The following is an 18,896-nucleotide window of genomic DNA, read 5'->3' on the forward strand; positions in this document are numbered from 1 at the left end:
GCCAATCTCAATCGTTGCAAAATGGATGGCAGCGCCAAAGCTGCCAATCTCCCCCCTTGAGGGGGAGATGTCCGGCAGGACAGGGGGGGGTGCCTGGGCGCCTTGCCTATCGTGAGTACAGTCACCCTCCGCCCCGGCACCATCGACGACGTCGACACCATCCATGCCGCGCTGCTCAAGCTCGGCACCCATATCGGCGCGCATCAGGAGATCACGTCCACTGCCGACGATCTCCGCCGCTACGGCTTTGGCGACAAACCCGCCTTCTCCACCCTGATCGCCGAGATCGGCGGCGATTTTGCGGGGCTCTGCCTGCATTTCCCGATCTTCTCGACATGGATGGGGCGGCCCGGCGTCTATATCCAGGACCTCTATGTCGAGGACCGGTTTCGCGGCCGCAAGATCGGCGAAAGACTGCTGCGCCGGGTCGCGCGCGACTGCCGCCGGGATGGCGGCGCCTATCTCAGGCTGTCCGTCGACACCGACAATGACGGCGCCAAGGCTTTTTATGAGAGACTGGGCATCGCCTGGTCGAGCTACGAGCAGACGCAGAAGATTGTTGGCGATGCCTTTTTCGCCTTTGCCGATGCAGCGCAGGATGGGGACGCGGAATGAAAGCCTTCTTTGCCGAGGAGCAGAAACGCCACGACCCGAAGGCCTTTCTGTCCAGCGGTGCGCCGCAGCCCAATCCCGAACAGCCGGAGCGGGTAGAGCGATTGTTAGCCGGCGCAAAATCCGCCGGATTGATGATCGAGCGGCCCAGGGAACATGGCCTAGGCCCGGTGGCGGCCGTGCATACGCCGGAGTATCTCGCCTTCCTCGAACACATTTTTGCGCGCTGGCAGCGCATCGAGGGCGCATCCGCGGAAGTCATCCCCAACATCCATCCACTGGCCCGCACAGGGTCCTATCCGGCCTCGGCGGTCGGCCAGGCCGGCTACCACATGGCCGACACCGCTTGCCCGATCTCGGCCGAAACCTGGCACAGCGCGCTGTGGAGCGCCTGGAGCGCGGTCGAGGCAGCCGAAGCGGTGATATCGGGCGCGACTGCCGCCTATGCGCTCTGCCGGCCGCCCGGCCACCATGCCTTTGCCGACGTCGCCGGCGGCTTCTGCTTCATCAACAATTCGGCGGTCGCAGCCCAGGTGTTGCGCAAGCAGGCAGCGCGGGTGGCGATCCTCGATGTCGACCTGCATCACGGCAACGGCACGCAAGGCATCTTTTATACGCGTTCCGACGTCCTGACGGTGTCGCTGCACGCCGATCCGGTGCGCTTCTATCCGTTCTTCTGGGGCCATGCCGATGAGCGCGGCGAAGGTCCGGGCCTCGGCTATAATTTCAACCTGCCATTGCCGCGCAAATCAGCGGACGCGGCGTTTCTGGAGGCCCTCGAAGTGGCGTTCCAGCGTATCCGCGCCTTTTCGCCGGACGCGCTGGTCGTGGCGCTCGGTCTCGATGCGTTCGAGGGCGATCCGTTCGGCGGGCTTTCGGTGACCACGCCCGGTTTCTCGCGGATCGGCGAGGCAATTGCCAAGCTTGGCCTGCCGACGATTATCGTCCAGGAAGGCGGATATCTCTGCGACGCGCTCGGCGACAATCTCACGGCGTTCCTCACCGGTTTCGGCGGCAAACAGCGATAGCTGACTAGCGCTGCTGCCTCAGCATGGCGATCACCCGGTGCACGCTTTCCAACGTCTCGTCGATCTCTGCCGCCGTGTTGTAGTGCGCAATACCGATGCGCACGACTCCCTGCTCGGCCGGAATGCCGAGATGGTGGACGATCTCCCAGGCGTAGTTGTGACCCGACCATAGAAAAATGTTCTCGGCATTCATCTGCCGCACGATCGTCTCTGGCACGATGCCGTCGACGGTGAAGGACACGGTCGGCACGCGCTCAATGACACGCTTCTGATCTGTGATGCCGCGGATGGTCAGGCCCTCAATGGCGGACAGCCCATCGATCAGCCTCAGCGCCAGCGGGTTTTCGTAGGCGATCGACACTTCGTATGCCTTTGCGATCTTTTGCCTTCGCGAACCGCCCTCGCCGGCCGCAGCACCGAGTTCGGCGAAGTAATCGACCGCTGCGGTAAGTCCGGCCATCAGTTCGATCTGCGGCGTACCGAGTTCGAAGCGCTCCGGCAGGCCATTGGACGAGCAACGGCATTTGTAGGGTTTCAGCGCATCGATGATGTCGCGGCGGCCCCAAAGAATGCCCATGTGCGGGCCGAAGAACTTGTAGGCAGAGCAAACCAGGAAGTCGCAGCCGAGGTCCTGCACGTCGACCAGCCCATGCGGCGCGAACTGCACGGCGTCGACATAGACCACCGCGCCGGCCTGTTTGGCGATGGCCGTCAGTGCTTTCACCCGATTGATCGAGCCGGTGAGGTTCGAGGCATAGTTCAGCGCAACGAGTTTTGTCCTGTCGGTAAGCAGAGCGCTGAGCGCCGCCTCCTCGACCTGCCAGCTGTTCTCGTCGAAAGGCAGGAAGCGCACCAAGAGGCCAAGATCTTCGGCCAGCTGCAGCCAGGGCGAGACATTGCCCTCATGATCCATGCGGGTGACGATGATCTCGTCGCCCGGCTTGAAGCCGCGGCCGAGCGTGCGCGACATGTGATAGGTCAGCGTCGTCATATTGGCGCCGATGATGATTTCCTCAGCGCTCGCTGCACCCAGGAAATCGGCCATCGCCGCATGGGCGCCGTCGACCACCTGTTGCGCGGCAAGCGTGGTTTCGAAATAACCGCCGAGATTGGCGTTGGTGGTCAGGAGGCAGCGCGCCACCGCGTCGGCAACCGCTTGCGGCACCTGGGTGCCGGCCGGATTGTCGAGATAGATGCGCCGGCGGCCCTTGTCGGTCAGGTCCAGCGCCGGAAATTTTCCCCTGACGGTCTCGATCGGAAAATCCATTGCTGTCCCCTTCCCCTTGTCTTTGCTCGGCAATTCCGGCCAAACGGTCTGCTTATGGGCACGGATTGCCGACGCGCTGGTGGATCGCATCCACCCCCTTCTGCATCTCGTCGGTCCAGGTCACGTCGGCTGAAGACAGCGCCATTTCAAGCTGGGCAATCGTCGTCGCGCCGATGATGCTGGAGGTAACAAAAGGCCGGCTCGCGACATAGGCGTTGGCAAACAGCGCCGGCTCGAGGCCGAAGGAGCGCGCCAGCTCATTGTATTCGAGCTGTGCCTCCGCCGCATTCGGCGTCTCGTAGCGCTGGCCGCGGTTGAAGAGCTGCGAGCGCGAACCCTGCGGCCGTGCGCCATGGTCGTATTTGCCGGTGAGATAGCCCTGCGCCAGCGGCGAATAGGCGAGAAAGCCGACATCCTCGCGTTCGCAGGCCTCGGCGAGGTTCACCTCGAACGTGCGGTTGACCAGATTGTAGGCGTTCTGCAGCGAAACGACGCGCGGGCCGACGCCCTTGTCGGCCTCGGCAATGAAGCGCATGACGCCCCAGGAGCTTTCGTTCGACAGGCCGAGATGGCGGATCTTTCCCGCCTTCACCAGTTCATCGAAGACAGCCAGCGTCTCGGCGATCGGCGTCTCGCCGGGCGGCGCGCCAACGGCATCGGCACGGCGCGGCACAGCACCCACGCGGGTCGGGTTGGCGCCCCAGGGGATGTCGCGCTCCGGCCAATGGATCTGATAGAGATCGAGATAGTCGGTGCCGAGCTTGGACAGCGATTTGTCGATGGCGTCAAAGATGTCGGCGCGCACCAATTTCGACGGACGGTCGCCACGAAACCAGCTGTTGGCGGTGCGGCCGACCACCTTCGAGGCCAGGATCACCTTGTCGCGGTTGCCCTTGGCCTTCATCCAGCTGCCGATGAACTTCTCCGTCCGCCCCTGCGTCTCGGCCTTGGGCGGGATCGGGTAGAGCTCGGCGGTGTCGATGAAATTCACGCCGCGTTCAAAAGCCAGATCCATCTGCGCATGGCCATCGGCCTCGGTGTTCTGCTCGCCCCAGGTCATCGACCCCAGGCAGATCTGGGTCACAAGAAGATCGGTCCGACCGAGACGGCGTTTATGCATCGAATTTTCTCCGGCGGGAATTGCGCGGCTACGCGGGAAGGAAGCCGCTTCTATAGGGAAAGCGGCGCCGCTCTCCAACCCTCAGCGAACCCGACTTTTGCGTGAAGGAGAAAAAAAGTCAGCGCCGGACGCCGGCCAGCGCGCGCCGCTTGGCCTCGTCGATCAGCATGTTGGCCACCTGCATGCGGATCATGGCGCGCTGGCGCAGATGCGGCGCGACGCGGTCGGGGTGGTTGGCGAAGGCGAAGCTGCGGCGCATGCGGCCGAGATCGGCGTTCTTGACGGGATGATCGAGGCCGAGTTCGACGGCGATTGCGTCGGGATCGATCGGCGGCAGTTTTTCCTCGGGCTTTGCCTCCTCGCCGGCCAGCGCCAGCTTGGCATGATCGAGAAGGGCTGCGAATTCGGCGGCGAGATCGGCTCCCGCCTCGCGGTATTCGGCTGCGAACGTTTCGCCCGAGACCTTGATGCGGCCGGAATGAAGCTCGTCGGCCACGGAGAGATAGTCGAACGGGATCGACGGCCGGGCGCTCGTCTCTTCCGCCGCCTCATCCTTGTCGGAGGCAACGAACAGATCGTCGAGCAAGGAAGCGAAATCCCGCTTGGCGCCGATGTCAGCCTCCCCCTCGTTTAAGCGTGCGAACAGAGCCGGTCGCAGCATAGAACCGGCTCGTTAAAAATGAATGCTGCTGATCTTAACCAGTTTAGGCGTTTGCGAGGCTTGCGCGGGCCGGTTGGCGATGCGCAAGACCCAACAAAAAGCCGGACTGCATTTGCATGCAGTCCGGAAATTCGCCAGGAGTGGCGAGGAAAAGCCGGCCATGTGCCAGCGTCTATGCATACGGTGGGGATGCGCCACAAGTTTCAGCGCACGCGGCAATTGTGCAAAAAAAATTCGCCTGGCATGGCTGCCATGCAAATGCTGCACTGCACAATCTTGTCGGTGATGTCCTGATAGTGCACGCCCTCGGCCTCGAAATTCGCCCTCAGCAAATCGAAGTTTCGCCGGTCTTTGGTTTCGATGCCAATAAGCACAGAGCCGAAATTGCGCGCCGATTTCTTCAGATATTCGAAGCGCGCGATGTCGTCGTCGGGACCGAGCAGTTCGAGGAAGTCGCGCAGCGCGCCCGGCCGCTGCGGAAAGCGGATGATAAAATTTCTTCAGCCCCTCGAAGCGCAGCGCCCGCTCCTTCACGTCGGGCAGCCGCTCGAAATCGAAATTGCCGCCCGACACCACCGCGACGATGGTCTTGCCGCGGATTTCCTTGCGCGAAAAATCCTTCAACGCGTCGATCGCCAAGGCACCGGCCGGCTCCAGCACCACACCTTCGATGTTGAGCATCTCGATCATGGTGGCGCAGAGCCGGTTCTCAGGGATCAGCCGCACCGCCTGAGCGGCGAACTCCTTGAGGTGGCGCAACGGCTCGCGGCCGATCTCGGCCACCGCCGCGCCGTCGACGAAATTGTCGACATTGGCGAGCCGGACGCGCTTGCCGCTGGCGAGGCTCTGATGCAGGCTCGGCGCACCGGCCGGTTCGCAAAAAACGTAGCGCGCGTCACGTTGCTGATCGGCGAAATAGTGCGTCACCCCCGCGGCCAGGCCACCGCCGCCGACCGGCAGCATGATGATGTCGGGCATGCGCGCGCCTGGCATCTGGTCGGCGATCTCATAGGCGACCGTCGCCTGCCCCTCGATAATGTCCTTGTGGTCGAAGGGCGGCACCATATGCGCGCCCGAACTTTCGGTGAATTCGAAGGCGGCGCGGTAGCAATCGTCGAAGAAATCGCCGACCAGCCTGATCTCGACGAAATCGCCGCCGAACAGCCGCGTCTTGTCGATCTTTTGCTGGGGCGTCGTCACCGGCATGAAGACCACGCCCTTCTTGCCGAAATGGCGGCACACGAAGGCAAAGCCCTGCGCATCGTTGCCGGCCGAAGCGCAGACAAACAGCTCGGCCTCGTTGCCGGCGGCAAGCGCCTTGCGGAAAAAGTTGAAGGCGCCGCGGATCTTGTAGGAGCGCACCGGCGAAAGGTCCTCGCGCGTCAAGAGCACCCGAGCCCCCGTCTTCTTCGACAGACAATCGTTTTCCTGCAGCGGCGTTTCGGGAAAGATTTCACGGATCGCGGCTGCGGCGGCGGCAACGCGTGAGGAAAAACTGTTCATGGCGCCGTCACCTCTGGATCGAATGTTCGAAGCCCAAGCCTATTGCACAATTCGCCGTTTGCGGCCACCGATGCCCTGCTGGCCGCCGCTTTGATGCGCCGGCATGTAATCCATTGGAGCCATCCTCATGCCTGTTTCGGCTGTCGCCCTGAAGACCGTAGACCTTCCCGAATTCGGCGAGCCAACAGTGATGCCGCTAGTTCAGCGCCGGACCTACGAAGCGCGCATCGAGGCTCTGCTGGCGCGCGGCGCCGAAGCCGGGCTCGACGGGTTTGCCGTCTATGGCGACCGCGAGCACGCGGCCAATGTCGCCTATCTCAGTGGTTACGATCCGCGTTTCGAGGAGACGCTGCTGGTCATCATTCCCGGCAGCCAGCCAAAACTTCTCGTCGGCAATGAGGGTTGGGGCTATGCCGAAATCTGCGACGGGCCTTACGAGCGCGTCCTTTACCAGACCTTCTCGCTGCCAGCGCAGCCACGCGACCGCTCCGCCTCACTTGCCGACACGCTTGCCGCCTGCGGCCTGAAAGCCGGCCAGAAGATCGGCGCCATCGGCTGGAAGCCGTTCGGGCCCGGCGATGGCGGCGTTGGCGAGACGACGCTCGACCTGCCGTCCTTCATCGCCGATACGCTGCGCACATTAGCCGGCGACAGGGGCGCCATGGTCAACGCCGCCAACCTGTTGATGAACCCATCCGACGGCCTACGCGCCATCAACGAGGCAGACCAATTGGCGTCCTTCGAATTCGCCGCGACCTTTTCCTCGCAGGGCCTGCGCAACGTGCTTGGGAATATTGAGCCCGGCATGAGCGAATTGCAGGCCGCGCGGCTGATGGGGATCAACGGCCTGCCCCTGTGCTGCCACCCGATGCTGTCCGCCGGCAGGCGTGCGCCCTACGGCTTGCCTAGCCCGCGCCTCGACATCATCAAGCGCGGCGATCCCGTCACCATGGCCTATGGCATCCAGGGCTCGCTCAACGCCCGCGCCGGCTTCCTGGTCGAGAGCGCCGCGGAACTGCCGCGCGAGATCGACGATTATGTCGACAAGCTGGTCGCGCCCTTTTTCGCCGCCGTCGTCGACTGGTACGAGACCATCGGCATCGGCGTTGCCGGCGGCGTGCTGTGGAAAGCCGTGCACGACCGCATAGGCGACCCGTTCTTCGGCGTCTCGCTCAACCCCGGCCATCTCGTTCACATCGACGAATGGATGCATTCGCCGGTGTTTTCGGGCTCGGACATCAAGCTGCAATCGGGCATGGCGCTGCAGGTCGACATCATTCCGGCGACCGGAACCAGCTATTTCACCACCAACATCGAAGACGGTATCGCGCTTGCCGATGAGGCGTTGCGCGAGGAGATCGCGGCCCGCTATCCCGAGGCATGGCGCCGCATCGAGGCGCGCCGCGCCTTCATGGGCGATGTGCTCGGCATCAGGCTCAAGCCCGAGTATTGCCCTTCTCCAACATCCCTGCGTTCCTGCCGCCATTCTGGCTTTCGCGCAACAGTGCGATGACCGTGGCTCGACGCTGACCACATTTCGGCTGGACACGACTTACTTCTGCCGCACTCTCACTGTCCGGGAGGTGCCGCGGGGGTATATGGGCCTTTTGGCCGGAGTGGAATTTTTGACGTGCGTTTGAAGACGATTTGCATTCTTGCACTTGCCCTGTTGATCGCCGGCTGCGGCGGCCGCAAAACCGAGGAACTGCTCGGCAGCGCCGTCATGTCCACGCCGGTGACCGAAATCTCGGGCAATCACTCGATCTTCATTGCCACCACACGCAAGAAATCCGACGATCCCAACAAAGTTTTCGACGGCGAACGCTCGGCGACGCTGAACTACGCCCGCGTCACCGTCACCGTTCCCGGCATCCACCAGACCGGCCAGATCGAGCGCCGCTCGCGCGGCAAGTCGAACGACCCGGCGAAATACTTCATGGCTTCCGAGGTCGTCGGCTACGATGCGCAGCCTCAATTCTCAAGCGCGCTCAATGCCGACATTGCCGCGCGCGGCGGCCGCGTCATGGTCTTCGTGCATGGCTACAACACCGGCTTCGACGACGCGGTCTACCGCCTGACCCAGATCGTCCACGATTCCGGCTATCCCGGCACGCCGGTGCTGTTTTCCTGGGCATCGGGCGCCAGAACCACCGACTATGTCTATGACAAGGAAAGCGCCAGCGCCGCCCGCGATCAGCTGGAGGTGACATTGCGCATGCTGCAGCAGTCCGGCGCTCGGCGCATCGACATCGTCGCCCACTCGCTCGGAACCTGGGTGACCATGGAAACGCTGCGCCAGATGGCCATCACCGGCGACCGCGATCTCGGCGGCAAGCTCGGCGATGTCGTGCTGGCTTCTCCCGACATCGACGTCGACGTCTTCAAGAGCCAGATGCGCCGCTACGGCAAGCCGGACAAGCCGTTCATCCTGCTGCTCTCCGACGACGACCGGGCGCTGCGACTCTCAGGCCTGATTGCCGGCTCGCGGCCACGCGTCGGCGACTACAAGGATGCCGCCGACCTCGCCGCTTATGGCGTCACCGTGGTCGACCTCTCCAAGGTCAAGGGAGGCGACCGCTTCAACCACACCAAGTTCGCCGATAATCCCGAACTGGTGAAGATGATCGGCCAGCGGCTGCGCGAGGATGACGGCTTTGCCAGCGACCAGACGGTGACCGACCGCATCAGCGCGCTCGGACAATAAGGCTGTTGCCTTGCGGCGACCGTCGCCGCGTGAGGTCGCGAATGCCGACCGGCCCGCTCACTTTCAACTGGACCGGACCGGTCTCTGCCTCTACGACATTGAAATCGGCGCCAATGCGCCAGCGGGAGCCCGCTTGAACGAGCGATGGAAGACTGTCCTGGTCCTTGCGTTCGCGCTAGCTGCCGCCGGCTGCGCCGGCCCCAACACCCATGACCTGTTGAACGAGACGACGGTTTCGGTGCCTGCCTCCGACATCGCGGCCACCCACGAAATCTTCGTCGCCACCACCCGCAAGCAGGCGACCAAGGCCCCACGCCAGGTGTTCGATGGCGATCGCTCGCTGACCACCAGCTACGCCCGCGTCGACGTCACCGTGCCGAAGGTCCACCAGGTCGGCGCCATCGAGCGCGCCAAGGGCTCGGCAAATTCGAACCCGGCCAAGCAATTCACCGCCACCGACGTCGTCCACTATGGCGACGCCTCGCAATTCGCCAAGGCCGTCGGTGCCAACATCACCATGAATGGCGACCGCGCGCTGGTCTTCGTCCACGGCTTCAACAACGGCTTCGACGATGGGGTCTACCGGCTGACACAGATCGCCCACGACACCGAATATCCGGGTACGCCGATCTTGTTTTCGTGGGCTTCGAGCGGCAAGACCACGGGCTATATCTACGACAAGGACAGCGCCAACGCCGCGCGCGACGACCTCGAGGCGACGCTCAGGATGCTCGCCAAGACAAAGGTCAAGAGCATCGACATCATCGCGCATTCGATGGGAACCTGGGTGACCATGGAAGCGCTGCGCCAGCTCGCCATCACCGGCGACCGCGATCTCGACGGCAAGCTCGGCCGTGTCGTCCTGGCTTCGCCCGATATCGATGTCGACGTCTTCAAGAAGCAGATGATCCGCTACGGCAAGCCCGACAGGCCGTTCGTCATCCTGCTTTCCGCCGACGACCGTGCTCTGAGACTGTCCAGCCTGCTATCCGGCGACAAGCCGCGCGTCGGCGACTACGGCAACGCCGCCGACATTGCCAGTTACGGCGTCGTTGTGGCCGACCTCAGCCAGATCAAGGGCGGCGACCGCCTGAACCACGCCAAATTCGCCGACAACCCGTTCCTGGTGCAATTGCTCGGCGACCGTCTGCGCGCTCCAGCCGGCCTGGCATCGGACGAACCCACGCAGGGCCAGATCGACAATCTCGGCCGAGGCCTCGGCAAGGCAGTCGGATCCGTCGCCGAGATCATCATCACCACGCCATTCAAGGTGCTGACCATCGCCACCGGCGGATGAGAGCCAAGCAGCGGGCTGATCTCAGATAAAAAGATCGACCTTCTGGAACGTCGTCACGTCGATCAGGCCGACATCGGAAATCCTGAGCTCCGGAATGACGACCAGCGCCAGCAGCGAGTGCTGCATGTAGGCGTTGTTGAGCGAGCAGCCCATCTTGCGCATTGCTTCGGTGAGTTTCTCGGCCTTGGCCGCCACGATTTCGGCGCGCTCGTCCGACATCAGCCCGGCGATCGGCATTTCGACAAGCGCCAGTTCCTTGCCCTTTGAAAACAGCACCACGCCGCCACCGACCTCGCCCAGGCGGTTGACGGCCAGCACCATGTCTTCCTTGTTGGTGCCGACGCAGATGATGTGGTGGGCATCATGTGCGACGCTCGACGCCATGGCGCAGTCGCCCATATAGCCGAAGCCTGAGACGAAGGCATTGGTGACGCCGCCGGTGCCGCGGTGGCGCTCGACCAGCGCGATCTGGCAGATGTCGTTGCGGCGGTCCATGGCGACCAGCCCGTCCTCGACCGGCAGGTCGGCCTCCAGCGCCCGCGTCGGCGCCTGGTTTTCGATCACGCCGATGACCCGCACCCGCACCTCGTTGGCGCCCTTGGGCGCCGCAATGTCGAAGTCGCCTGGCTTCAGCTTCTTGCCGAGCTTGACGGTGTTCTTCGCCGATTTGGGGTAATCATAGGCCGGAATGTCGATCTCGAGCTTGCCGCCCTTGGCCAGCCTGATACCGCGGCCATAGACCTCGTCGATGGTCATGGCGGCAAGATCGGAGACGATCAGCAGATCCGCCAGCCGTCCCGGCGCGATCGAGCCGATCTCGCGCTCCAGCTTGAAATGCTGGGCGGTATTCAGCGTCGCCATCTGGATCGCCGTCACCGGCTTCAATCCCTGTTGGATGGCGTGGCGGACCACCCGGTCCATATGGCCTTCATGCACCAGCGTGCCGGAATGGCTGTCGTCGGTGCACAGGATGAAGTTGCGCGGGTCGAGACCGCTCTCGGTCACCGCCTTGATCTGCGAGGCAACATCGTACCAGGCCGAGCCCAGCCGCAGCATTGCCTTCATGCCCTGGCGCACACGGGCGATTGCGTCCTCGGCGCGCGTGCCTTCATGGTCGTCCTCCGGCCCGCCGGCGACATAGCCATGGAACGGCAGGCCGAGATCGCGCGACGCGTAGTGGCCGCCGACCGTCTTGCCGGCCTTGATCGTTGCGGCGATCTCGCCCGACATCACCGGATCGTTGGCCACGACACCGGGAAAATTCATCACTTCGCCGAGCCCGATGATGTTTTCCCAGGTCATCGCCTCGGCGACATCGGCGACCGTCAGTTCGGCCCCGGCATGCTCCAGACCCGGCGCCGACGGCACGCATGACGGCATCTGGACGTGCACGTTGATCGGCATGGCGACGGCCTCGTCATGCATCAGCCGCACGCCGGGCAGACCCAGCACATTGGCGATCTCGTGCGGATCGATGAACATCGAGGTGGTGCCGTGCGGGATGACGGCGCGGCAGAACTCGGTGACGGTCACCATGCCGCTCTCGACATGCATGTGCGCGTCGCACAGGCCGGGCACGAGATAGCGGCCGCCGGCGTCGACCACCTTGGTGCCCTGGCCGATGGCATGACTGGCATTCGGCCCGCAATACGCGAAGCGGCCGCCGGCAACGGCGATGTCGGTGCCGGCTATGATTTCGCCGGAGTGCACGTTCACCCAGCGGCCGTTGCGAATGACGAGATCGGCAGGCTTGCGCCCCGTCGCGACGTCGACCAGATGCGTCGCCATCTCGGTCCAGGGCTTGGGTTTCGTCGCCGACGGCTGCTTGGCCATGAAAGACTCCTGTTTGCCCGACTGTGCCAAGCCGGCAACGTTTTGACCAGCGATTGCGGACGAAATCCGGTCGATGAGAACTCGCCCGGGCGGATGCGCTGCACCTGTTCACCCCGACGACAGCATCAACGGTGCAGTCATTCAGTTTGGCTTGTGCCGCCACTTATGCTACCATTCTGGCTATGGTGCTGATTTGCGCCGACGACCCGCCGCGAGGCGGGTTTTTGTTGTGATGAGCCCGAAACCTCCTGAGGTGAAGTCATGATCCGGTTCCTGAAAGCACTCGCCTTCGTCACCCTGTTCCTGATCTCGGCCGGCTTTGTATCCGCCGAGGAACGTTGGCAGACCTTGCCGGAGCCGGCGGCGATGTCCAAACCGGATCAGAGCGAGTATGCGCCGGTCAACGGCATCCAGATGTACTATGCCGTTTTCGGCGCCGGTGATCCGATTCTCCTGATCCATGGCGGCCTTGGCCATGGCGACATCTGGGCAAGCCAGGTGGCGACCATGTCCAAGACGCACAAGGTTATTATCGCCGACAGCCGCGGCCATGGCCGTTCTACCCGCACCGAGCAAGCTTACGGCTATGACCTCATGGCGTCGGACTATCTTGCGCTGCTCGACTATCTCAAGATCGACAAGACCGCTCTTGTCGGCTGGAGCGACGGCGGCATTATCGGCACGACATCGCGCTGCATCATCCGGAGCGGCTGACACGGCTCTTTGCGCAGGCCGCCAACGTCGCCACCGATGGCGTCGATCCGGATGTGCTGACCAACAAGACCTTTGCCGCCTATATCGACCGCTCGGGCCGCGACTACAAGAAACTGTCGAAGACTCCCGACCAGTACGATGCCTTCGTGGCGCAGATCAGCCACATGTGGGAGTCGGAGCCGGCCTGGACCAAGGAACAGCTCGGCAAGATAACCACGCCGACCGCGATCGTTGCCGGCGACCATGACGAGGCGATCAAGCGCGAACACACCGAATACATGGCCTCCGTCATTCCGGGCGCCAAGCTCATCATCCTGCCCAACGCCAGTCATTTCGCCATGCTGCAGGCGCCGGACGAATATAGTCAGGCGGCGCTGGACTTCATCGACGCCAAATAGCGCCCCCAAAATAGAGCACCCCAGCACAGCAACGGGTGCTTCCGATTGTTGAACAATGGGTTCCGTTTTGCGACGAATAGGATTACCTTCCGGCAAGGCGCCTTCTTAACCGCCTTTTCGGAGAACTCGATGCGCTGTCTGACCATTGCCAGTGCCGGATTTCTGATTGCTCTGGCCGCGCCGGCGTTCGCCGCCGACCCGATGGCGGTGCCGATGACCGAACCAGGCTTCGACTGGACCGGCTACTATGCCGGCCTGCAGGCCGGCTACGGCTGGGGCCAGTCCGACATATCAGTGACGGAAGGCGCGCCGTTTTCCATCTCGCCCGACATTGACGGCGGTTTCGTCGGCGGCCATGTCGCCGGCCTGTGGCAGTTCGATCAGGCGGTGCTCGGCGCCGAGGCGGAGCTCAATTATTCCGCCGTCGACGGTACGGCGGTATCAGGCCTTGGAAGCACATTCCGCACGGACATCAAGTGGTTCGGATCTGTAAACGCCAAAGCGGGCTTCGCCATGGACCGCGTGCTGGTCTACGGCGTCGGCGGCGTCGCCTTTGCCGGCATCGAAACTTCGCAAGTCGCGGGCGCGTCGTTCGCCGGCACACGCACGAATGTCGGCTGGACCTTGGGCGCCGGCGTTGACTATGCGCTGACCGACAAATTCATCGTCGGCGCGCAATATCGCTATTATGATTTCGGCTCCGAGCACTATGACGTGGCGGAACCCTTCAACGATCGCGATCAGGATGTGAAGCTGAACGCGGTTGGTATCAATCTCAGCTACAAATTCTGAGCGTTCTCGGCGACTGAGATTTTCGCGACAACCAAGCGTTTTGAAATCACGAACCACCTTTCATGAGTTCGACACTCGGCAAAAGATGGCTTGACGGGTTTTCGCTGGCGTCTGAAAAGGGCTGGCCTGCGGACGTGGCGGAATTGGTAGACGCAAGGGACTTAAAATCCCTCGATCTCTGATCGTACGGGTTCGATTCCCGTCGTCCGCACCAATTGAAATGCTTAGGATTCGTTCTGTAAGAACTCACTGGCTACCATAGAAAAGGCTGACGCGGGTAGCCGTAGAGCCGGGATACAAAGCCGGGAACTGCCATGCTGGAGTTTTGGTGTTCGGTATTGGCTGCCGTAAGAACAGTGACGGGGCTGACGGCGCAACTGCACTTGAGCCAAATCCCGAACCTGTAGCCCTTTCGGTCGTAAGCTCGGCAGTTGGGGATCTACTGCATCCGAAAAACGACGGTATCCGTGTCGCTGGATTTGCATCGAATGCCGACCAAAACGCCGAGTTCATAGTCATCGACGTGCCACGGTCGGAACGTCGACCACATCGCAGCGATCAAAAGCAATATTACAAGCGTGCTGGTAGCTCTTCATACCTATGGAGCATGTCGACATCGAGGATGCCTTCCGAAGTACCGGAACTTACAATGAAGGCCGACATGAGAAATACCCGTCGTCCGGCCTTGACGGTCATTATGAGATCAGGATGTGGCCGCAGAACGGGAGCCGGCTGGGGCCGCAGCGGCCTCAACCCGGTGGGCATGCCCCGTCGCGATTTTGAGAAGAGTTGCAGCCGTTTCCTGTGGCGTCCAACCTTGCGCTTCTGACGCAGTCACCAAGGCCGCAAACGCGGCTTCTAATGCGACTTCACAGTTCACCTCACGGTCTGGGCTATCCTCTGGCAATATCGGGGGTTCGACGGATTGGGACATCGTGACTTCTTTCAAAGGGGAAAAACCCGCCGCCCCAGCCTTTTGCCACTCAAACATTTCAGCAAAGGATCATTCCAGCTATCAGCAGCGTGATTAGAACTGACAACGGCACGGCCAGAAGACCGACCAACTCAACATTTCTTGTGTTTTGTCGCTTGTCCATCTTCGTCGCCCGCATGTCGTTGGCTTTGGCATCTTGCCGTCAACGTGCAGCTGTTGGAACCAACCACAAGTGCCGCTGATCGGAGATTCAGTCGGTGCTGCATATTAGCAACACATTGTGGAACGATCGGGCGGCATCAGCCAATTGCTTTTGAATGCCCTTGCACTTGCTTCGTACGATTCCGTACAGTTTCCCCCATTGGGGGAGCTGCCGATGGACCATGACGAGGAAGGCTACAGCATTGACGCCTTCGATTTCGATGTGGTGTGCGAGACCTTCAGGAGATCCGTTCGGGAGCTGAACCTGGCTGAAGAGCATTGGGTAGACCACGCGAAGGCGCTCCTACGGGAATTCACCGACAGCGCACCTGACGACGACATGATTAGCCGGATCGTCGGGCGCTAGTGGCCTATACAGCCCTAGTTGGTTAGAATCGTACCCCGGTCCTGCCACGGAAACCTTTTCCAAGGTTTGCCGCGTCATAGAGGCATCACAGAAGCTCTCGGAACAGATTGCCCAGCGCGGAGGCCTATTAACGAAAAAGCTCGCCACCTTGAGGCAACGGGCATCGCCAATGCCCTCAGAGAGCCCTGCCTGGACGTGTGGCGTCCTGTCCGGCCCTCGCCATTGATTTCGTCGGCAAGCTTGTCTTTGGCCTCGTGATAGGTCTTGAAGTTGGCATCGGGATCGCAATCGCCGGCTGCCAAGGATGCCGGGCCGCTGGCCGACCTATCAGTCAGGCGTCCGAAGCCAGAGCGTTATAAAGCAGCAAACACGCCAGGATAGAAACGGCGCTGCCTAGCAGCTGGTCTGCCGTCAGGCCGGAAAAATAGACAAGATGAAACGTCACCATCGCTCTACCAATCACGGTTCGGAACACTGCCGAATTAACCGTTAGCCGACGCTAATGTTCCGCTCTGGACTCACTACCGCTTTGGAAGAATCCTGCCGCAGCGATCAGCGCCCCGCCCGACCTTGATCTCAACGTCGGTGCCACAAGGCTTTCCTTCGTTCGCATGGTTCGCAGAGATTAGCACGATCGCATACTCTCATCTCATCCGGCGTCGTCTCCCTCACAAAGCAGCGCCGGTAAGGCTCGGCGACCTTCTTGTTTGTCCCGTGTGCCAAAGGAGGTCGCCGGGCCTGCCGTGCTCATCTTTGCTGGTGGTTGCTCCTGATGGCTGCGCTTGACGCCGTCGCCCTACTGCTACCTGCGGGGTAAGGCCGGCGAGCCCTCTTGTCAGGCAGTCCGGCATGTAGGATTATAGTCCTCGTTGCGGCGACCCCTCAATGGAGAGCGCCAATGGCCAGAACCAAACCTTCGGAACAACTTTCCCGGGCTGAAATCGAGCGCTTCCTGGCGGCAGCCGAAGCGCTGCACAAGAGCATCGTCGGGCCGCTCCTGGCGTACCACGGCGAGCACTACCAAGCTCTACGTAAGGTCCATGGACCCCTGTTGAAGTCGATCGAGACCATCACCGGCCAGAAGGCGAAGTTCATCCAGTGGAACGGGACAGGACCGGCACAGCCCCGGGACAAGCCTCCGGGCTAAGTCTCCTCCCGGAAATCCAGCAGCTTGGCATGGCGAAGCTTCTCCTCGCCCTTTAGGAACCGCACGCGGCCGACCAGGCCCGGCTTTAGCCATTCGGCCTTGTCACTCTTGAGCCCTTTCGGCGCCGGCCCGCCAATCTTGCCTTGCACGCGGTCCCATAGGCGCTGGCGCTTGTCCGCCTTGAAGGTGACGAAGGCGCCGCCGGCATAGTGGCCTTTGTCGGCCATCAGCACCATGGCAGGCTTGCCGGCCTCGCGCTGCACGCCGATGATGTCCATCTCCTTTTCGGCATAGCACTTGATCTTGCGCCAGTTCGTCGTCGGACCCGACCGATACTTGCTGCCCTTCCGCTTTGAAACGATACCTTCAAGCCCAGCCTGGTCGACCAGATGAAAGACGGCGTCGCCAGTGCCCGGCATCGCTTCGCTGAACTGGATTCGGCCGCCGTCCGGGATCAACGCCCGGAGGATCTCGCGACGGTCTTCCACCGGCGTGTTCCGCAAGTCATGCCCGTTCAGATGCAAGAGGTCGAATGCTAGCAGATACAGATCGCGCGACGGCTTGCGGCTGGTCGCGGCTGATTGATGCGCATGGAAGTCGGATAGGCCAGCCTCATTGATCGTAATGGTCTCGCCGTCGATGATGAAGTCTTTCGCCTCGATCGCTTCCGCCTCACCGGCAAGTTGGATGTAGCGGCCCGTCCAATCATAACCGTTCTTGGTGATCAGCCGAATCCCGTCATCATCCTTGATGACCTGGGTGCGGTAGCCATCGAATTTGATCTCATGAATCCAATCATCGCCCATCGGCGGCGTGTCGACCAGTTCGGGTTCCATAGGCTTGATGAATTTCAGACGCATGCACTGACTCGCAGAACCACGACTTCAATTAGCTATCGCTAAATTAGTTCCGGAACATTTTAGACGAATTGGATGTTTGAAGGGCTATGAAGATCGATGCCGACCAATGCCGGGCAGCGCTGACGCTCATCCGGCGCACAATGGAAGAGCACTGTCCTCCTGGCGTGCTGCCGAGCGAAGAGATGGTCAATGGGCTCTATGGTCCGGAACTGATCCATGAGGCGGAAGCCATTGCCGCCGGCATCGTCGCAACCATTGACCAGCTGCAATTGCCCGTGATGAAACCGCCGTCCCCTAGTATCAAATAGAGACCGACACAGGGAAGGTCGCTTGGCCGCGCGATCGTGGGCTCGCAACGACCGGCGAGGTGATGCCGGCCTCACCAAGGGTTACAGCCCCTCGACCAGCAGCGAAGGCGGCTCGCGGCAGTGCAACGCCCGAAGTGTTTCGAGACGACGATGTCCACCGAGCGTAGCCAGCGCGTCGTGCTGCACAAGGACCGAGGCAGCGGCACGGCCGCCCGGGTTACTCCAAAGGCGGCTCTTCGCTCTGTGGAGCCAAAACGGTGATATCCATCCTGGCGATTGTCGATGCGGCGCGCCCCTGGGCGCCAGAATCCGTGTCACCACTTTCTGCCGCCATTGCCTTGGCGCGATGTCCTACGCTGTCTGCGCTTTTGCCTGGCGCAAATCCTTCGCCCGGTTCTGTCTTTGCGGGTTTCGGTCGAGTTTCAGCTGCCTGCCGATGTTGGTTTCCAATCGCCGAGACCATTGATACCTCCCCTTGATGAGGCCGCGACTGTACCTGTCAAGGCTGTAGCGAGGCTGATCACTTAAGTGGTCGGGTTGCGCCCGCTCGTAGTGGCCCTCCGATCACTGGGCTCTCGATGCCTTGGCGCTCGCGGACGTCTGGTCGGGTCGGAAGTTCAAACTCAGCCGCCCTTTGCGGCACCGGCTTCGCCCGACAACTAGGAACGATTTCGGCCGCCATGTGTTACGCAATCATGAATCTCGCGGATCCCGGATCAACAATGGCAACCGATCTTTTCACGATGCAACTCGCTGATGCTCAGCAGCGCATCAAACAGACCGAGTTCGCGCTGGTACTCAGCGAGAAAATGGTGGCTGAGAACCTCGCTTTGTCCAGCAGGATACGATCGGCGAGGCGGCGTGTCCTGAAGGCCGGAAGGCCTCTGGCGACAGTCGACTCAACAAGCTGAAAGAGTTCTTCAAATGATCTCGACCCAGTCCGGAAGTGGGAGAGCTTGCCGGTAACCTTAGCGGTAATCGGCCGAGTCGCAGCAGGAAGCGCGCTGAAAACTTGCTCGATGAAGACTGCGGCGTCGCTATGAATCTCGCCTTGTGTTGCCGAATCCGATCTGCGCAAAGGCGCGTGGTCGAGACCAGGCAGCGGCTCACGAAGATTGATCCCAGCAGGGCAAATTGACCGCTACGGCTC

At 61.9% G+C, this 18,896-nt stretch carries 16 protein-coding genes, 1 tRNA gene and 2 pseudogenes; 13 read left to right on the forward strand and 6 right to left on the reverse strand.

All coding sequences use genetic code 11. From position 1 onward, the window contains the following. Positions 1-111: 111 nt before the first annotated feature. Both NKH54_RS13025 and NKH54_RS13030 read left to right on the forward strand, forming a co-directional pair. Complete coding sequence (locus NKH54_RS13025) at positions 112-615, forward strand: GNAT family N-acetyltransferase (RefSeq protein ID WP_031196820.1); 504 nt, start codon at positions 112-114, stop codon at positions 613-615. Further along, positions 612-1,640, forward strand: coding sequence for a histone deacetylase family protein (locus NKH54_RS13030; RefSeq protein WP_353028352.1), 1,029 nt, complete (start codon positions 612-614; stop codon positions 1,638-1,640). Before NKH54_RS13025 ends, NKH54_RS13030 begins: the two co-directional genes overlap by 4 nt. A gap of 4 nt (positions 1,641-1,644) precedes the next feature. Here NKH54_RS13030 and NKH54_RS13035 read toward each other — a convergent pair whose 3' ends face one another. The 4 genes and pseudogenes from NKH54_RS13035 to ilvA all read right to left on the reverse strand — a co-directional run bounded on the left by NKH54_RS13035 (position 1,645) and on the right by ilvA (position 6,191). Further along, entirely contained in the window at positions 1,645-2,907 is a 1,263-nt protein-coding gene (locus NKH54_RS13035) for a cysteine desulfurase-like protein (RefSeq protein ID WP_023825100.1), read from the reverse strand. Between the two features lie 52 nt (positions 2,908-2,959). Then, the gene (locus NKH54_RS13040) at positions 2,960-4,027 is read right to left on the reverse strand and encodes an aldo/keto reductase (RefSeq protein ID WP_353028353.1); all 1,068 of its coding nucleotides are present in this window, start codon (positions 4,025-4,027) and stop codon (positions 2,960-2,962) included. 118 nt (positions 4,028-4,145) lie between these two features. Next, on the reverse strand, positions 4,146-4,688 hold the full coding sequence (locus NKH54_RS13045) for a hypothetical protein (RefSeq protein WP_023706484.1): 543 nt from the start codon (positions 4,686-4,688) through the stop codon (positions 4,146-4,148). Between the two features lie 203 nt (positions 4,689-4,891). Then, positions 4,892-6,191 (reverse strand): annotated as a pseudogene (ilvA, locus tag NKH54_RS13050) (threonine ammonia-lyase IlvA). A gap of 127 nt (positions 6,192-6,318) precedes the next feature. Between ilvA and NKH54_RS13055 the strand changes: the two are divergent. From NKH54_RS13055 to NKH54_RS13065, 3 genes are all read left to right on the forward strand, one after another. Further along, positions 6,319-7,704, forward strand: a complete 1,386-nt coding sequence (locus NKH54_RS13055; RefSeq protein WP_353028354.1) for an aminopeptidase P family N-terminal domain-containing protein — start codon at positions 6,319-6,321, stop codon at positions 7,702-7,704. A gap of 117 nt (positions 7,705-7,821) precedes the next feature. Then, positions 7,822-8,895: an alpha/beta hydrolase gene (locus NKH54_RS13060; RefSeq protein ID WP_353028355.1), complete on the forward strand. Its 1,074-nt coding sequence runs from the start codon at positions 7,822-7,824 to the stop codon at positions 8,893-8,895. 133 nt (positions 8,896-9,028) lie between these two features. After that, positions 9,029-10,192 (forward strand): alpha/beta hydrolase, encoded by a 1,164-nt coding sequence (locus NKH54_RS13065; protein ID WP_353028356.1) that lies wholly within the window; start codon positions 9,029-9,031, stop codon positions 10,190-10,192. A 21-nt stretch (positions 10,193-10,213) separates the two neighbouring features. Here NKH54_RS13065 and ade read toward each other — a convergent pair whose 3' ends face one another. Continuing rightward, positions 10,214-12,025: an adenine deaminase gene (gene ade, locus NKH54_RS13070; RefSeq protein WP_353028357.1), complete on the reverse strand. Its 1,812-nt coding sequence runs from the start codon at positions 12,023-12,025 to the stop codon at positions 10,214-10,216. Between the two features lie 261 nt (positions 12,026-12,286). On the opposite strand from ade, the pseudogene NKH54_RS13075 reads away from it, so the two are divergent. The 6 genes and pseudogenes from NKH54_RS13075 (at position 12,287) to NKH54_RS13100 (ending at position 16,578) form a co-directional block, all read left to right on the forward strand. Continuing rightward, positions 12,287-13,137 (forward strand): annotated as a pseudogene (locus NKH54_RS13075) (alpha/beta fold hydrolase). Between the two features lie 129 nt (positions 13,138-13,266). Then, a complete protein-coding gene (locus NKH54_RS13080; RefSeq protein WP_023691195.1) occupies positions 13,267-13,929 on the forward strand; it encodes an outer membrane protein in 663 nt (220 codons plus the stop codon). A 128-nt stretch (positions 13,930-14,057) separates the two neighbouring features. Further along, positions 14,058-14,143 (forward strand) — tRNA-Leu (locus tag NKH54_RS13085). A 114-nt stretch (positions 14,144-14,257) separates the two neighbouring features. Beyond that, a complete protein-coding gene (locus NKH54_RS13090; RefSeq protein WP_353028358.1) occupies positions 14,258-14,758 on the forward strand; it encodes a hypothetical protein in 501 nt (166 codons plus the stop codon). A gap of 481 nt (positions 14,759-15,239) precedes the next feature. Beyond that, complete coding sequence (locus tag NKH54_RS13095) at positions 15,240-15,431, forward strand: hypothetical protein (RefSeq protein WP_023667524.1); 192 nt, start codon at positions 15,240-15,242, stop codon at positions 15,429-15,431. An 898-nt stretch (positions 15,432-16,329) separates the two neighbouring features. Then, positions 16,330-16,578 carry a hypothetical protein gene (locus NKH54_RS13100; protein ID WP_023691191.1) on the forward strand — a complete coding sequence of 83 codons (249 nt, stop codon included), beginning with the start codon at positions 16,330-16,332 and terminating at the stop codon, positions 16,576-16,578. On the opposite strand, the gene NKH54_RS13105 is transcribed toward NKH54_RS13100, so the two are convergent. Beyond that, positions 16,575-17,438, reverse strand: a complete 864-nt coding sequence (locus NKH54_RS13105; RefSeq protein ID WP_023667527.1) for an ATP-dependent DNA ligase — start codon at positions 17,436-17,438, stop codon at positions 16,575-16,577. The genes NKH54_RS13100 and NKH54_RS13105 overlap by 4 nt on opposite strands. A gap of 86 nt (positions 17,439-17,524) precedes the next feature. Between NKH54_RS13105 and NKH54_RS13110 the strand changes: the two genes are divergently transcribed. After that, positions 17,525-17,746 (forward strand): hypothetical protein, encoded by a 222-nt coding sequence (locus tag NKH54_RS13110; RefSeq protein ID WP_353028359.1) that lies wholly within the window; start codon positions 17,525-17,527, stop codon positions 17,744-17,746. A 722-nt stretch (positions 17,747-18,468) separates the two neighbouring features. Next, complete coding sequence (locus tag NKH54_RS13115) at positions 18,469-18,657, forward strand: hypothetical protein (protein ID WP_023688348.1); 189 nt, start codon at positions 18,469-18,471, stop codon at positions 18,655-18,657. The last annotated feature ends 239 nt before the right edge of the window (positions 18,658-18,896 follow it).

The sequence above is a fragment of the Mesorhizobium sp. M1004 genome (genome assembly GCF_040318795.1).
Lineage (GTDB): Bacteria > Pseudomonadota > Alphaproteobacteria > Rhizobiales > Rhizobiaceae > Mesorhizobium.